The following is a 16,655-nucleotide window of genomic DNA, read 5'->3' on the forward strand; positions in this document are numbered from 1 at the left end:
GCGAATACCGTTTCTCGCGACCAATGACTCCGATGAGTGGGCTACATTTCATCGCATCAGAATGCAAAAGGGATACAGGTTGAAACCTAACTTTTTTCCCTCCGATAGTTTGCAGAACGGGTTTATGGGAGCCCCTCGACTCCAGTACTTCATTGTAAGTTGGTTACCGGAAAAGTGGTGGGCCATTTTTGGAAATGCACTCAATATCATCTACGATATTCTTAGTGTAATTCTCATCTATGTCATATTTGGAGATATTCATGCTGAGCAATGGCATTTTTCACCTTCCTTTTGGATTGCTTTAGTTTTTGGATCCTCTCCTATTCTATTCAGCATTACAGCGCGCTTAACAGGGGTCAAGGCCAGAACCCTTGGTCTACTGCTGATTCTTATGTACCTGTCTTGTCTAAAGCCAATTGTACTTGAATCAAATTATGCTTTTATAATTCCCGCTGTAGTTCTTGGAGTCCTTTCTATTTCGGCTTCGGCTTTTGCGATGCAAAATTTAGTTTTTTTAAGTATTTCGGTTTCAGTACTGCTCGGCGCACCAAATGCGTTGCTTGTTCTACTTTTTGTATTTATCGCGGCTTGGTTCGATCCATTTTTGGGGACAAAAAAAGTATTGATACATAAGATCAATCACTATTGGTGGTATGCAAAAAGTTATTCGGGAACAACGGCTTCGGATAAAAATAGGATTTCGGATTTCTTCAAGTTGCCCCATTATTTAGTGACAAAACCTTTGAGGTTTTTAGAAATCGTCCTTAAGAAGAACAGCTATACGGTTCTGCTTATATCAACACCTTGGATTTGGTTTTTGCTTTGGGCCTATTTGAACGGATTTGATCTCCATCAGACAAAAACCGACATGCTATGGAGTTTCGCAATCGTGGCGTCGACTTTAATTATTTTCTTCCTCACCACCTTGCGGCCGTTTCTGCTGTTTGGTGAAGCTGAAAGATACTTTGAATACGGGGCAGCATACCTCTCGTCAATCGGAGTAACGCTGATTATTTCATGGGGTATGAGTGAAGTAATATTGGCTATTCTGGTATTGGTTCAGGCTTCGATAGTATTGGTGTTTTTAATTTACAGGCTTAAGGGGGTCATTAAGAAAGGTCTTGATCCCTTGGTAAAAAATGATCATCTCGACGATTGTATCGCATTTTTAAGAAATGGCCATAAGGCGATCAACGTATTGACAATACCACTGAAGTACGGGTATTACTTGGGGTTTCACACGTACGACTCCGGTATAAAACTATACCATATGTTCATCTCCAATGAGATAGATGGATTCAAATACATGCGGAATGATTTGGCAAAGTATGATTATCCCAAGGAAGACATCCATGAACTAGTTGATCAATACGACTTGGATTATATGGTCGTCTCCAAGCGATATCATAGAAAAGACATTCAAGACTACGATTTTACCGGGCTGGGTTATGCTGTTGCTCACGAGAATCCTGAATTTGTGGTATACTCACTGAAAAAGGAATAGTGTGGCAAAATTCCTCAAAGAAGGACTCATTTATGGCGTGGGGGGGGCACTAAGCAAATTCACGGGTATTTTCCTTACTCCAATTTATACCCGAATGTTGGATAAATCCGAATTCGGTATCCTGGATTTTGGAACCATAACGACCAGTATTTTAATTCTGATCTGTGAGGCTCAACTGGTCAGTGCTTTTATGCGGTTTTATTTAGACCATAAGAAGAGCGAGACACTCGGTAATCTCGTTTATACGGTCGGCGGTGCCGTGTTATTGCAATCATCACTTTTATTGCTTGGGCTGACCGGTTTATTGGTGTGGAAGGGTATCCCATTTGATCAAGTTAATTGGGCTCATTTAAGACCTATTCTTCTCAGTGTGCCTTTCGCAATTTTAACCCAATTGTATTTGGCTCACCTTCGAATGGAGCGAAAGCCGAGAGCCTACATTTACGTTTCTATTGGGCTTACTTGGATGTCGGCCTTTCTGGGAATTCTGTTCTTATTTTTATTGAAGAAGGAGGCTTTGGTCATTTTTTGGGCGTTGTTTACCGTCAGATTTATCGTTGGGGTGTACAGCTGGACTCAACTTTCTCGTTGGAAGGGAAGCTTTTCGTTGGGCCTCTTCAAAGAAATTCGAAAATATGCCTATCCCATATTGCCTGCCGTACTGAGTAATTGGTCCAACAGATACATCAGCCGGTACTTTATTCTTTCAATACTGTCTGTATCTGCTTTGGCCTATTTTGGCTTAGCTGCTAAAGTAGCGGCCATATTTTTAGTATTCGTCACGGCGTTCCGCATGGCTTGGAACCCCCTTGCATTTCGGTGGTTCGAAATGGAGAATACAGAGAAGAATTTCGTTGCGGCCTTCGATGTGTATTACTTCATTGGCGGTTCGGTATGGCTGGGCTTGAGTGCGCTCACTATTCCTCTTGTGTATTTTTTTGGAGGTCCGGAATATTTGGTGTCCATTGCGCTGGTGCCCCTGGTCATTGGCGGGTATTTTTGGGATGGTGGAATGAATATACTGGCCATAGGAAATAATTGGAGCAAAAAAACGGCATACAACCTCATAGGAAGTTCCGTCTCGACAATAATGACGGTAGTCCTGTTGTGGTACTTTTTGGAAACCTACGGCGTCCTTACTGCCGCGGTCGCCTACTTTATAAGCAGCCTGCTCCAGTCGCTTTTGATCTTCATTACGGCCCAATACAACAGGAAGCTTCCTTTTAAATATGCTAAAGTGGCCTCTGGCTACGTACTGTCCATATTCCATATGTTCGTTTTTTATTGGGTCCTCAATGCGCATTGGTCCAATCAGGCAAAAACCTTTAGCTTGTTGATGTATGTTCTGGTGATCTCTTTCGTGTTGTATTTTACCTACTTGAACAGCCAAACCAGAAAGGAGATACGCGATGCCATTTTGAATCGAAGACTAATTTCAAAAGCCAAATGACAAGCTCTCAGCAATCCATAGCACTGCTGGTTACCCGCTTTCCGTACGGAGGTGCTGAAGTTCAGGCTGCGCACTTAGCTCGCCGGCTCATCGAATTGGGGGTGTCGGCAAAGATCGTGGCCATCGCCAACCCGAAAGGCGAAACAGAGATCGATGGTTTGCCGGTTCGTGGATTGGGCTTGGTTCCTTGTGCCTTCGGCACGAAAAGGTTGCTTCGTTTTGCAGGATATAATCGAAGGTTGTTATTGGAGCTCAAGAAGGGCGGATTCGATACCGTTATTTCGTTTCCGCAGAATTATTTTTTGGGTTGGCTTGCACCTAAGGGCCTGAATACGGTGTTGTCCATTCGCATTTTCTATCCGAACGTTCTCTCACCTCTACGAAGGTGGTTGCTCCAACATTATGACCTTGTGCTTACGAATAACCTACCTCAGTACTCCTTGTTGAACGCGCTGAACATTGAGGCGGAATACGTGAATAATTCGGTAGATATTCATCGTGCCGTTGAGGCACCAAGACTGGAAAAAACATTTTTATTAGTAGCGAATATCAAGCGGCGAAAGAATATTGACGTTGCTGTTGAGGCTTTTAATAGGCTTGAAGATCGGGGTTACAAGATTCAGATTGTCGGCGAAGTAGAGGATGATGGGTATATGAAAGAGCTCCGTTCAGCGGCTCATGACAACATTGAGTTTTTGGGTCGATTGAGCAAAGAAGATGTTCATGAGCTCATTCAACGGTGTGACGCACTTATTCATCCAACGGAACGCGAAGGAGCTGCGAATGTGATCCTTGAGGCCATGGCACTTCATACGCCTGTGATTGCTTCGCGAATACCTGAAAATGTGGCTCTTTTAGAGAACTCGAATCACTTATTTACGCTGAAGGATTCTGAAGATCTTGAGCGAGCCGTTGTGCGATTTGTTGAACTGCGCGAAGCTGCGCCGGATCAACTTTACGCGGAACAGTCTTTTTTAGCTGAAAAGGTGCGTTTGTTTTATCACGAGGAAAGCTTAGATCGGCTGGTAAAGATGCTGGTTCCAAAATCGGTGGCAAATGATCAATAATTTACTGAAGCTTTACCTCCTCACTTTTGGGATCAACGTATATGGAGTTGATGTACTTGGTTTTTCCCTTACTATTCCGACCATAGTGGTATTGACGTTGGTGCTTTATTCTATTCCAAATCGGAAAATGAAGACCAATATCGCCGTGCCCTTGTTCGTTTTCATCGGTTTCTGTTTTGTTTCAACTATTCTGTATCACGATATCGGCTTCATTTATTCTTTGGGGATGCTCACGGCTATGGCGTTGCCCTTGGTCTTTGAATACGAAGAGCGCGATTTAGTTGGGTTTGAAAAATACTTGAGATATGGGTTTATTCTGACACTTCCGATCGTGGCTTATGATCTCGGTGTAACCTTTTTAGGGTTGGAACCCCTGGAGGCCTATGTGCCCTTTTTCCGAAAAGCCACGAATTCGCCCTTGTCGAGTTATTTCGGCTACTACCGAGTTAAATCGACCTTTACCGAGCCGTCGTACTACGGCATCTACCTTTGCACGCTCTTGTATATAGGGCTTAAAAGTAAAGCCCCTTCTCGGTATTTATGGGTAATCTTTGGTGTGATCCTGGCCACTGTTTCCCTTACGGCTGTGGTAATTTCGGGGTTCATTTTCGCCCATTGGGCATATTCAAACGGTAGAATTGGTTTTCGATATGTTTTGCTCTTTGTGGCCATACTGTTGTTTTTGCCAGCCGGATTCGACCTTATCATTAATCGGATAACAGAGACTTTTTCAAGCATCAGCAGCTCTTCTTTTGAAGGTAGCGAAGGAGTACGGGCCAACAGTATCTTTGTTATGTTCAATTACCTTAATGAGGGTGGGGTGAAGCAGTTTTTCTTAGGTGAGGGATATTCACATTACGACAAATGGCTCATTGAGCGATTCAAGGGAAACCCGCTCATTGGATATTCAAGGGGGCAGATCTTCAATGCCTTTGCAGTTGTAGGCTTGTCGGTTGGAGTTTTGGGCCTATTGCTATACCTGAACCTGCTTTTCAGGTTGTCGTTGGATTCGAAATTTAACCGTTTCGAAATAGGATTGCATGCTGCGATTCAGTTTAGCTTGGCTTTTATCGTGAGTTATTTATTCTGGGGGGTACTTATTTTAATTGGATTATCGAATGCGCATTCGAGGTTCAAGCAACTGAAAAATCATCCGCATGATCGATAAAGTCCTGAGAACGATAAGGCACGAGGGAATGGATGCCGTTTTGGATAAAGCAAGAAAGCGGCTATTGTACAAAGCAAAACGCGCCCTTCAACCAAAGGATGACCGCTTTGAAAACTGGGCAAACCTCAAAGGTGCATTTAAGGGCAAACGTGTCTTTTTATTAGGCAATGGGCCTAGCCTGAATAAAACTCCTCTGCATTACTTGGAGGGCGAATACGTCATGTGTTTTAACCATTTCTACAATATGGAAGAACGGATTCCATGGACTCCTACATTTTATATGTCCACGGATAATCTGGTACTTCAAGATCTTTTAGGGCAGCTCAATGATCTAATTGAACGTTACGACTATAGTTTCTTCCCTGACATTCATTTTCGGGGAGCGGAATTTTACTCGAAAGTCGACAATAGAGGAGATGCTTATTGGCTCAAGCAGGTGCATGGGCTAGGGTTTTCTCGAGAAATGCCCGAAGTTTATTTGGGGGGATCGGTGATCTATGAAGGCTTTCAGGTACTGGAGTACTTGGGTTTTGACGAAATCTACTTTATCGGAGTGGATATGAGTTTTGTGGTTCACAAATCCTCAAAAAAACTGAATAGGAATCAAACGGATATAGAATCGAATAAAGACGATGATCCAAACCATTTCGACCCTCGTTACTTTGGAAAGAAAAAAAGGTATCATCAGCCCGAACAATATGTCATTGATAATATTAGGAACCACCTCGCTTATTTATCCGGTATCAATGGAGTTGGAGAAAAAATAGTCAATGCTGGGATAGACAGTACCGTGAATGATTTTAAGAGAGTGAATTTTACCGACTTATTCTCCAGAACGCTAGAAGAAGAAAAGACCCTTGAGGGTAAATTAATCTCGAAATATTGTCAACATCAATCCCTTGAAGATTTCATTAGAGTAGAAGACGAATTGGGAATTGATGTAACGGAAACTCAAGGGTTAGGTAATTTTTATACAACGTCGGAGCGCGGCCCCGACATGGTAAAATTGTCTATTTTTACGCATATTCCCTTGGGCCCATTCCGGGAGCACTATGTCTTCATCAAAAGAAAACCCTAGAAACCATTAAAAAATGACAAAAGTATTGTTGTCGCCCTCCTCTATAGGCCAGTGCGGAAGCCAGCCTATGGATTTGCTACTTAAAAACGGCTACGAAATAATTCCAAACCCTTTCGGGCGTAAGCTAACACCCGAGGAGACCATTGAGCTAGCCAAAGATGCTGCGGGTGTCGTGGCAGGTGTCGAGACCTATGATAAATCGGTCCTGGATTCATTGCCCAATTTGAAATGCATTAGCCGTGTTGGAGTTGGAATGGATAGCATTGACCTGGATTATGCCCAGGAGCGGGGTGTTATAATAAAAAACACTCCTTTTGGCCCAACGAAGGCCGTTGCCGAGCTTTCCATTGCACTGGCCATGAACCTACTTAGAAACATAGGGTACTCCGATAGGTCTATCCGAGAAGGGGTGTGGAAAAAGTCGATCGGAAATCTGATTGAAGACAAAGAGGTTGGAATTCTTGGGTTGGGTCGAATTGGCAAAGCCACAGCTATGAAATATCAGGCTCTGGGTTGTCGGGTGAGCGCCTATGACCTCTATCCTGATGAAAAGTGGATGTCGGAGAACGGAGTCTTGTCAAAAAGCTTTGAGGAGGTTCTCAAGAATTCCGATTTAATCTCTATTCATGTTCCCGGCGGTAGTTTCGATGGGGCTGTTATTGGAAGGGCTGAATTAAATTTGGTCAAACACAATGCCGTTTTAATAAATCTTTCCCGGGGAGGCGTTGTGGATGAAGCTGCCTTGTTTGACTTTCTCAAAAAAAATGAAACGGCCAAGGCCGCTTTGGATGTATTTAGTGAGGAGCCGTATTCAGGGCCATTTACAAAATTGGAAAATGTGGTATTGACACCCCATTTAGGGTCTTATGCAAAGGAAGGTAAACTAGCCATGGAGGTTGACGCGGTGAAGAACCTGATGGATGCACTTGAAGAAACGAAATGATTGAAGGAAAAATGAAAATTCGAGTCGGTATCATAGGATATGGAAAAATGGGGCAATTGCGTCATCAGGCATCTGAAGCCACTGGATTATCTGAGGTAATAGCCATTTCTGAGCCAAACTTGGTTGATGGGGTGGGTGAAGGACTTCCCAATCTGAGTCATGATGAAATTGTTTCGAGGGAAGATATAGATGCGATAGTGATCTGCACGCCCAATTTTTTGAATAAAGAACTTACCATTGCTGCTCTGAGAGCGGGGAAGCATGTCTTTTGTGAAAAGCCGCCCGCATTCACAGGTAAGGATATGGAAGAAATCATTGCAGTAGAGCAAGAAAGTGGAAAGTGTTTGATGTATGGGTTCAATCACCGGCACCACGACAGTGTCATGAAGATCAAGGAGATCATTGCTTCCGGAGAATATGGATCAGTACTTTGGATGCGCGGGCGATATGGAAAGAGCGTTACGGATGATTACTACAAGCAATGGAGGTCAAAGAAAGAGTTAGCGGGAGGAGGCATCCTCATGGATCAAGGAATCCATATGATGGACTTGTTCCTGTATTTGGGTGGAAAATTTGATACGGTGAAAGCGGAAATCTCCAATTTGTATTGGAAAATGGACGTGGAGGACAATGCTTTCGTTATTTTAAAGAATAATGATACCGGATGTGTTGCTTCGCTGCACAGCACTATGACACAATGGCGACATCTGTTTTCGTTGGAGATTTTCTTGGAGAAGGGGTATATGGTTCTGAATGGATTAATTACCGGATCAATGTCCTACTCCATTGAGGGTGCTGAACAGCTCTCCATAGCGAAGAGTAGAAGCGCCGCGCCTGCAGCTACATTCGAAGATGAAGAGCGACTCCGTTATCATACTGACAACAGCTGGAATTATGAGATGGAGCATTTTTACGAAGCCATTGAGCAAGGATTCGAGATAAGCAAGGGCAGTAGTAAAGATGCTCTTGATTTGATGCGTGTTATGGATAAATGCTACGAACAGAAATCATTTTAAAGGACTAATCATGGACAGAAAAGTATTGATTAAAAATCATTTTGAAGATTATAAAGGCCGCTTGTTGAAGTTGATCGATGAAGTTGATCCAAATGTGCTCGACCAGATCGCAACTTCCTTTATTACAGCCTTCAAGAACGATAAGACCATATGGTTTTGCGGAAATGGGGGAAGTGCCGCTACGGCTTCTCACATGCAGGTAGATTTCGGTTATTTTGTGCGGTACTTTTCGAAAAGAAGACCAAGAGTTCGGGCACTTACCGACTGCACTCCAATCATGACTGCCATTGGAAACGACAATAGTTATGATGCTCTTTTTACAGAGCAAATGCAAGACAACTTCGATGCGGGTGACGTTATCATTTGTATATCGGCAAGTGGAAATTCCATGAACGTTGTGAATGCTGCAAAATATGCATCCGAATTGGGAGGCACATCCATCGCTTTTGTAGGGTTTGAAGGAGGTAAGCTCAATGAAGTAGCCGACATCTCACTCTTTACGCCAAACCCGAAAGGAGAGTACGGACCCATCGAAGATTTACATACGATGATCATGCACATCTTGGTATCGTACCTTGAAAAGGACGAGGAGTACTTGTCCGTTGCGAATCCGTCGTGAGCATGGAGATCAACTTTAAGGGAAAGCGAGCATTAATCACCGGAGGTTCCCGAGGAATTGGGTTTGAAATCGTTAAATGCCTGTCGGAGAATGGGGCTGAAGTTGTATTTACGGGCACCAAGGAAGAGTCTTGCCAGAGCGCACTAAGGGAGTTAGAGAGGAATGGTAATTCTGAAAATATCGAAGCCGTTGCAGTTGATTATCTTGATAAGGATAATTTTGACTCATTTCTTGCCCACGATGAAATGCAAAAGGGCTTTGATATTGTCGTGAACAATGCGGGCACGAACATCATCAAACCTTTTGAAACTTTTGAGGAAGTCGACTACGATAAATTGATGGATCTGAATTTCCGAGCACCATGGAGTATAACGCAGGCCGTTGTTCGTGGAATGCGTCAAAAAAATTATGGAAGAATAGTAAATATTTCTTCCATATGGGGAGTGATATCGAAGCCTCATAGGGCTCTATATACCTCCAGTAAGCACGCTATACTTGGATTCACAAAAACTCTGGCTGTCGAGTTTGGCAAACACAACGTTTTGACCAACGCGGTTTCTCCAGGGTTCACTTTAACTGAACTAACGAAGAATAGCCTGAGCACATCAGAAATGGTCGAGCTGGGTAAAAAAGTTCCTGTAAATAGAATGGCCGAGCCCATTGAAATGGCTAGAACCGTTGCTTTCTTAGCCAGTGACCTTAATACATATATAAACGGACAAAATATCGTTGTAGATGGCGGATTCACAATTGTCTAATTTCCGAGTAAAGAGCTCTATTCAGGATTATGAAGTGCATTTCACGAGTGATTCGAAAAAGGCTTTGCTTGAAACATGGAAATCCGGAGACATGATCATTATAGATCGGGTTATTTATCATGAGTATCCCGAGCTATTGGCAAACGGGCCGTGGAAAGAGGAAGAGGTTATTGTTGTGGACGCAACGGAGTCGACAAAGAGTTACCAAGGTGTAGAACCCGTGATAGAGTATTTGATCAAAAATGGATTTAGACGTAACCATAGGTTGATCGGAATAGGGGGCGGAATCATACAGGATGTTACAGCGTTCATAGCATCTATACTTTACCGCGGTGTCTCCTGGTTCTTTTTCCCCACGACGCTTTTAGCACAAGGGGATAGTTGTATTGGTTCAAAGACCTCGATAAACTTTAAGAATTTCAAAAATCAGATTGGGGGCTTTTACCCCCCTGTTCGGATATTTATTGACAAGCGGTTTTTGTCCAGCCTATCTATGGCAGAATTGAAATCAGGATTAGGCGAAATGTGTCATTATTTCGTTGTTCAAAGCCAGGAGGACTTTGACCGCTACAAAACGGATTATCCAAAGGCGATCGAGGATCTCGACGTAATTAATGGATTGGTACAACGGAGCTTGGAGATCAAAAAGGCGTATATAGAAATCGACGAATTCGACAAGAATGAGCGACAGGTTTTTAATTACGGTCACTCATTTGGGCATGCGATCGAAAGCTATTATCAATATGCTATTCCGCATGGTATAGCTGTTTCTTTTGGAATGGATATGTCAAATTTCGTATCCATGAAAAAGGGTTATTTAGAGCGGCCGGCCTTTGACCATATGCACGAGTTATTTGAGCAAATATGGAGTGATTTCAGCATTTCGGATTTAGACGTAGATGCACTGATGGACGCCCTGAAGAAAGACAAAAAGAACGTTGACCACTTATTGGGTTTAATCTTGAATAAAGGATGTGGACGAGTGTTTAAGGATTTGACTGAGCCTAATGAACTTTTTGTTGATTGGATGCATGAGTACTTAAGAACATACCACCAGAGCAATGATAGTTGATACACTAGAGAACATCGAGATTTACAAGGGACTATCTCCTGATATTTACGCTGGATTAAAGTGGTTAAAAGAGGCTGCGAAAGAGCCTTCGATCCAGCTTGGCGTTTATGAGATCAACGAGCGAGTAAAAGCCATAGTGTCGGAGTACGAAACGATTGAACATTTTGAAAGAGGTTTTGAATCGCACCGTCATGTCATTGACATTCAATACCCAGTGATCGGGCTCGAACGTGTTTTGTGGTCTCCAATCATCGGGATGGAAGTAAACATTCCTTATGATCAAGCAAAAGATCGGACCTTCTTTAAGAACCCACACCCACAAAGCACGCATGTAGATATCGGTAATGGTGTATTTGCGATTATGTTCGAGGAGGACGGGCATGGGCCTCAGCATTACGTTAGGGCTCCCATGCTCATTAAAAAGATCACGGTTAAGGTAAGCACGAAGTCTGCTGAACCAGAATGAAAAATGGAGGAATGATTACCCAGAAAGTTACTGCACTTGTTCCCATGAAGGCGCATTCAGAAAGAGTGCCTAATAAGAATACCCGTCCTTTAGCTGGGAAACCAGCATGTCACTGGGTTTTGGAAACATTAGAGTCCTGTACGGAAATTGACGAAGTCATTGTCAATACAGATTCCACTGAAATAGCGGAATTAGTTCAAGATTTTGGGAAGGTAAAAGTATTGATGCGGCCTGAATATCTTTGTGGTGATGAGGTGAGTATCCAGCCTCTTATTGAATATGACCTGAAGCATGCCACAAACGAGGTAATTCTACAAACCCATAGCACCAACCCCTGCATATCAAGTAAGACTATTACTAGGGCTATTCAACGTTTTCTGAAGCAGGATGATTTTGATTCGGTGATGACGGTGACGCCAATTAAGCAGCGATTTTATTTTGTTGATGGTAAACCTGTAAATCACGATCCAAATCATCTCATCCAGACTCAAAAACTAGAGCCACTTTATCATGAAAATTCCTGCTTTTACATTTTTACCAAAGAAATGAATGCTTTGAGGCAAAACCGTCTAGGATCAAATCCATTGTTTTTCGAAATGGATCCTCTTGAAGCTGCTGATATTGATGAATGGGAAGACTTTTATTGGGCGGAGTATTTATTAAATCGCAAAAAAGAAAAGTAACATGCTGACTTATTTGTCCCACGTTTTGGATGAAAACACTCCGTCATACGGAGACCGAGATCGGCTGAAAATTGCACCAAAGAGTACCATAGTGGATGGCGTTGGGGCAAATACCAGTACTATAACGTTCACCAACAATCATATGGGGACGCATATGGATACTCCATTTCATTTCTGCGATAATGGAAAAAAAACACCAGAGTATTCAGCTAGCGAATTGTACTTTGATAAAGTTGCGCTTATTGACATTCCTTGTGAAGGGGCAAAATTGATTCAGATCAGCGACCTTGACTTGAGAAATGTATCGAATGAGACAGATCTTTTGCTCATTCGTACTGGATACGAAAAATGGCGTTCAAATGATAAATATCACAACGATAATCCGGGACTGGCGCCCGAGATCGCTTCTTATCTGAGGGAAGAATTCCCCAATATACGTGCCGTTGGTTTTGACTTTATATCGCTTACGAGTTGGAAGCACAGGGAAGAAGGAAGATTGAGTCATCGAGCTTTTTTATGTGGAGAAAATCCAATTGTAGTTCTTGAAGATGTAGCATTAGAAGGCTTGACTTCAGAGCCAGAATGGGCCATGGTTGCCCCACTAAGAACAATAGATGGTAATGGCGGACCAGTTACAATTATAGCATCTGTTTAGAGAACAATACATAGAAGAATGCAAAACACGAGCTTGAAATCTAAAATTCGAAATGGTGAGCTGACTCTAGGGTCATGGATTACTATAGGTCACCCGAGCATTATTGAAGTTTTAGCAGAGTCCGGTTTTGATTGGCTTGCAGTGGATGTCGAGCATAATTTGATTGATCCGAGTAGCCTTCAAATTCTGATTTCAACTATACAGTCAAGGGGAATGGCTGCGCTAGTTCGTGTTCAGCAAAACGAAGAAGTATATATTAAGCACGCAATGGACGCCGGTGCTGATGGGGTAATAGTCCCTATGATTAAAACAAAACACGACGCCTTATCAGCCGTGAATCATGTACACTACCCCCCATTAGGGAAACGAGGTGTGGGCTTGTCAAGAGCACAGAGATATGGACAGGGATTTGAGGATTACAAAAAATGGTTGGTAGAATATTCAGTCGTTATAGCCCAAATAGAACATTACGAGGCTATTGATAATTTAGAAGAAATCTTTGAGGTTCCTCAGCTTGACGCGGCTATGATTGGTCCATATGATCTGTCTGGGTCTTTAGGAATGCCGGGTTCATTTGAGGATTTTGGTTTTAAAGCTAAGCTTCAGAGGTTTAAGGAAGTTTGCTCGAAGATGGGAATTAGGACAGGATATCACGTAGTTCCTCCAAAAGGGGATTTAATGCTGGAGGCCATTGATGCAGGTCATACTTTTCTAGCCGTTAGTACGGATTTTATGCTGCTAGGCGATAAGTCTCGTGCTTTAATAGAGGAGATAAATTCTCTGAGTAAGTAATTTCATGAAGAATTTTAGCGGGGCGTACAAGAGTTGTATAGTACATGAAGTAACTCCGAGCAACATAGGACGCTATGTGTTGCCTCTTCTTAAGAAACTTAAATCACGGCTTTCGGATCTCGAGTGTTACGTTCAAATCGAACCTTTTGTAAACGAAGAAGAAGTTATTTCCATTTGTTCCAACGAGAATGTTAAAGTACTTCGATCAAATGAAGTTCACGGGTTCATTTCGAATCAAAATGTTCAAGAAGTATTATTCCTTACTTACAGTTATCGAATTCCTGATCTCTATTGGACAAGTATATATAGGCTTCATGGTGTGATGACCGCCCAGATACAACATGGCATGTATATGAAATACTTGTCAAGAGATGTCGCAGGGTTTACTTCAAATTTAGAACGAAAACTAGTCTATTTAAAAAGATTCGTTCAGCTTATATTGGCGAACAGTAATCGTTTGAGATTAATGGGCTTTCTCTTGAATAAGGACTTTCTTAATTCGGAGAATATTAGGAAATGGTTGCTTAAAGGAGATTTATCGAATATTCAGTCTGATCATTTATTTGTTTGGGGCGAATATTGGGCCGATTGGTTTACAATGTATCACTACTATCCTGAGAATAGGGAGTTCTCGGTTATTGGCAACCCAGACTATTTCAGCCACCGGAACTTATTGCAAGAAGATCCTGAAGATGCTATAACCTATATTTGCCAAACCTTGGTTGAAGATGGGCGTATGACGAAGAAAGAGCATGATTCATTGATGGGACGCGTGAGTTCTTTTTTGCCTGACAGCCGAAAGGTGTATTTCAAGCTGCATCCAAGAAGTGATAGGTCTTTGTACGACGGTGTTTTGAAGAATTCGAACGTTACTCTTCGAACAGACTTTCCTTATACTTCGCATTACCTTGGCCATTATTCTTCTATGCTGATTCTTGGTGTTTCCGAAAAATCTGGGCTTGGGTTAATTGAAATTGATCAACATGAAGTTCCGGAGTTTTTTGAGCAATTAGCGGAAGCAAATTCGGGGGATCCGGAGAAATTAAAGGTCTTTTTAAAAGAGCCCTATAAAGGGACTAAAAAACCTAGAAAAATCGACTACTTTTTTCTACGAGGAACAAAAGATCCCGACTTTGTCATAGTGGATAAAATAATGAAGAAGTAAGGTGAAAATCAGCGTAATCGGGGGGAGTGGGTTTATCGGAACCTATTTAATCAAAAGACTAAGAGGGCTAGGGCAAGATGTAGTCAATATTGACAAGTCAATGTCTACAACTTTTCCGGAAATAACCACGCTTGCTAACGTCCAGGATACTGAACTGATTGAAACAGCATTAGTAGGCACTGATATCGTCATAAACTTAGCGGCTGAACATAAAGACAATGTGATGCCGATAAGTTTGTACTATGACGTAAATGTGGGTGGGGCAGAGAATATTTGTAAAGCTGCTAGGAATCTTGGAATTCAAAAGATAATATTCACTAGCTCAGTAGCCATTTATGGATTGAACAAGGATAATCCAGATGAGTTGTTCCCAGAAGATCCGTTTAATGATTACGGGAAAAGCAAATGGGAAGCCGAAAAGGTATTTGAGAATTGGGCTCATGAAAGCAACAATCGAGAATTAGTCATTGTAAGGCCGACTGTTGTTTTTGGACCTAACAACCGCGGAAATGTGTACAATCTTCTTCGCCAAATTGCAACAGGTCGATTCCTGAGAATTGGAAAAGGGATCAATCAAAAGTCAATGGCCTATGTTGAGAACTTGGTAGAATTTATTGCTTATAACTGTGAGTCTTTGCATCACGGCGTAAACATTTACAACTACGTAGATAAGCCTGATCTTAGCATGAATGAACTCGTTATAGCCGTCGAGGCAGCGATGAATATCAAAGTGCCTAAAATTAGAATCCCGTATGTGATTGGAGTTGTCCTCGGTTATAGTGTTGACCTATTGAGTAGGATAACAAGAAAAGAGTTCCCCATAAGTGCTGTACGAATCCGAAAATTTTGCGCCACTACTGTTTTTAATGCGGAGAAAGCTCATGGTTCAGGATTTGTAGCGCCTTTCTCCTTAGAAGAAGGGTTGAGAAAGACAATGAAATCTGAGGATTGGAATTGACCTTTTTCCTCATAGAATAATTAATCTTATATCTTTGTAAGCGCGCTGTCTCCTTAATATTCTATTGTATGTGGTGGACGAGCCTTTTATCTTCTCACGCTGTTGCTATCATTAGCGGTCTACTAGCCCTTAGCTTGACGGCAATGTCGATTCCAGTAATTATTCGGGTTGCAAGGATAAAACACCTTATGGATGTGCCCGGTGAAAGAAGTTCCCATTCTAATAAAGTACCGACCTTAGGCGGTGTCGGAATTTTCTTCGGACTCTCAATCGCTCTTTGCATTTTCGCAAGTTTTCAGGGGTCTAATGAATTATTTGTAATGCTAGGGGCGCTTATTATACTCTTCTTTACAGGCATAAAAGATGATATATTAGTCCTTGCGCCGATTACTAAGTTTACCACGCAGATTATTTGCGCGGTAGTATTGACAGTACTGTGTGATGTTAGGATTGAAAAATTTCAGGGCCTCTTAGGCATTCATGAGCTACCATATTTGGTGAGTGTAGCTTTCACTGTTTTTGTGTCTGTTCTCATCATCAACGCTTTTAACTTGATTGATGGAATAGATGGACTGGCCGGGGGTATAGCCTTAATAGGTACTGTTTTTTTTGGCACGTATTTTTATCTGGATGGAGATACGGACTATGTTCTTCTTTCAAGTGCGCTTATCGGCAGCCTCCTGAGCTTCCTTTGGTTCAACTTTTCGAGGCGACAAAAGATTTTTATGGGAGATACTGGATCGATGATAGTCGGATACCTCTTGGCGTTTCTTGCCGTTAAGTTTATTCAGTTGAATCAATCATCAGAAAGTCAAATCATTGTTAGGAATGCTCCTGTGATTGCAATCTCTGTTCTGTTTTTTCCTTTAATGGATACTTTACGTGTTTTCATAGTGCGAATACTCAATAAGAAAAGCCCATTTGAAGCGGATAAGAACCATATTCATCACAGACTATTGTCACTTGGTTTATCTCATACCCAGTCATCCATTATGGTGTATATGTTTAGCTTAATTGTCATTGGCTTTTCGCTTTATTTCAATCATAACGGGATACATACTCATTTGATAATGCTGTTATCCTTTGGCATTCTCCTATCCTTGATTCCGTTTATGATTGAACGGAAAGATGGTTCGATTAAAATTTCCCAGCTGTTGCAAACGGATGTAAAGAAAGAAAAGGAAGATGACCAAGTAAGTCATTAAAGCTAAATTAGTCCTGTGGTATTACATGCGATTAATTTTGGCATCTATTTCCCTCG

General features: G+C 42.0%; 17 protein-coding genes. All 17 read left to right on the forward strand.

Going from position 1 to position 16,655, the window contains the following annotated elements:
* The first annotated feature begins 61 nt into the window (after positions 1-61).
* The 17 genes from HZ996_04815 (at position 62) to HZ996_04895 (ending at position 16,599) form a co-directional block, all read left to right on the forward strand.
* On the forward strand, positions 62-1,504 hold the full coding sequence (locus HZ996_04815; GenBank protein ID QTN38495.1) for a hypothetical protein: 1,443 nt from the start codon (positions 62-64) through the stop codon (positions 1,502-1,504).
* Position 1,505: 1 nt separating this feature from the next.
* Entirely contained in the window at positions 1,506-2,954 is a 1,449-nt protein-coding gene (locus tag HZ996_04820; protein QTN38496.1) for a lipopolysaccharide biosynthesis protein, read from the forward strand.
* Positions 2,951-4,021, forward strand: a complete 1,071-nt coding sequence (locus tag HZ996_04825) for a glycosyltransferase family 4 protein (GenBank protein QTN38497.1) — start codon at positions 2,951-2,953, stop codon at positions 4,019-4,021. The genes HZ996_04820 and HZ996_04825 overlap by 4 nt, the downstream gene beginning before the upstream one ends.
* Positions 4,011-5,189, forward strand: a complete 1,179-nt coding sequence (locus HZ996_04830) for a hypothetical protein (protein QTN38498.1) — start codon at positions 4,011-4,013, stop codon at positions 5,187-5,189. The genes HZ996_04825 and HZ996_04830 overlap by 11 nt, the downstream gene beginning before the upstream one ends.
* Positions 5,179-6,267 (forward strand): hypothetical protein, encoded by a 1,089-nt coding sequence (locus tag HZ996_04835; protein ID QTN38499.1) that lies wholly within the window; start codon positions 5,179-5,181, stop codon positions 6,265-6,267. The genes HZ996_04830 and HZ996_04835 overlap by 11 nt, the downstream gene beginning before the upstream one ends.
* Before the next feature lie 13 nt (positions 6,268-6,280).
* The gene (locus HZ996_04840) at positions 6,281-7,210 is read left to right on the forward strand and encodes a phosphoglycerate dehydrogenase (GenBank protein ID QTN38500.1); all 930 of its coding nucleotides are present in this window, start codon (positions 6,281-6,283) and stop codon (positions 7,208-7,210) included.
* Between the two features lie 11 nt (positions 7,211-7,221).
* A complete protein-coding gene (locus tag HZ996_04845; protein QTN38501.1) occupies positions 7,222-8,226 on the forward strand; it encodes a Gfo/Idh/MocA family oxidoreductase in 1,005 nt (334 codons plus the stop codon).
* 10 nt (positions 8,227-8,236) lie between these two features.
* Positions 8,237-8,845, forward strand: a complete 609-nt coding sequence (locus HZ996_04850; GenBank protein QTN38502.1) for an SIS domain-containing protein — start codon at positions 8,237-8,239, stop codon at positions 8,843-8,845.
* Between the two features lie 2 nt (positions 8,846-8,847).
* On the forward strand, positions 8,848-9,603 hold the full coding sequence (locus tag HZ996_04855) for an SDR family oxidoreductase (protein QTN38503.1): 756 nt from the start codon (positions 8,848-8,850) through the stop codon (positions 9,601-9,603).
* Positions 9,596-10,675, forward strand: a complete 1,080-nt coding sequence (locus tag HZ996_04860; GenBank protein QTN40003.1) for a 3-dehydroquinate synthase — start codon at positions 9,596-9,598, stop codon at positions 10,673-10,675. Before HZ996_04855 ends, HZ996_04860 begins: the two co-directional genes overlap by 8 nt.
* A complete protein-coding gene (locus tag HZ996_04865; protein ID QTN38504.1) occupies positions 10,665-11,141 on the forward strand; it encodes a YhcH/YjgK/YiaL family protein in 477 nt (158 codons plus the stop codon). Before HZ996_04860 ends, HZ996_04865 begins: the two co-directional genes overlap by 11 nt.
* Positions 11,138-11,824, forward strand: coding sequence for an acylneuraminate cytidylyltransferase family protein (locus tag HZ996_04870; GenBank protein QTN38505.1), 687 nt, complete (start codon positions 11,138-11,140; stop codon positions 11,822-11,824). Before HZ996_04865 ends, HZ996_04870 begins: the two co-directional genes overlap by 4 nt.
* Position 11,825: 1 nt before the next feature.
* On the forward strand, positions 11,826-12,479 hold the full coding sequence (locus HZ996_04875; GenBank protein QTN38506.1) for a cyclase family protein: 654 nt from the start codon (positions 11,826-11,828) through the stop codon (positions 12,477-12,479).
* A gap of 18 nt (positions 12,480-12,497) precedes the next feature.
* Positions 12,498-13,271 (forward strand): 2,4-dihydroxyhept-2-ene-1,7-dioic acid aldolase, encoded by a 774-nt coding sequence (locus HZ996_04880; protein QTN38507.1) that lies wholly within the window; start codon positions 12,498-12,500, stop codon positions 13,269-13,271.
* A gap of 4 nt (positions 13,272-13,275) precedes the next feature.
* Positions 13,276-14,436: a hypothetical protein gene (locus HZ996_04885; protein ID QTN38508.1), complete on the forward strand. Its 1,161-nt coding sequence runs from the start codon at positions 13,276-13,278 to the stop codon at positions 14,434-14,436.
* A gap of 1 nt (position 14,437) precedes the next feature.
* Positions 14,438-15,394: an NAD-dependent epimerase/dehydratase family protein gene (locus tag HZ996_04890; protein QTN38509.1), complete on the forward strand. Its 957-nt coding sequence runs from the start codon at positions 14,438-14,440 to the stop codon at positions 15,392-15,394.
* A 68-nt stretch (positions 15,395-15,462) separates the two neighbouring features.
* Positions 15,463-16,599 (forward strand): undecaprenyl/decaprenyl-phosphate alpha-N-acetylglucosaminyl 1-phosphate transferase, encoded by a 1,137-nt coding sequence (locus tag HZ996_04895; GenBank protein QTN38510.1) that lies wholly within the window; start codon positions 15,463-15,465, stop codon positions 16,597-16,599.
* The last annotated feature ends 56 nt before the right edge of the window (positions 16,600-16,655 follow it).

Source organism: Cryomorphaceae bacterium (assembly GCA_017798125.1).
In the GTDB taxonomy this organism is placed as follows: domain Bacteria; phylum Bacteroidota; class Bacteroidia; order Flavobacteriales; family ECT2AJA-044; genus ECT2AJA-044.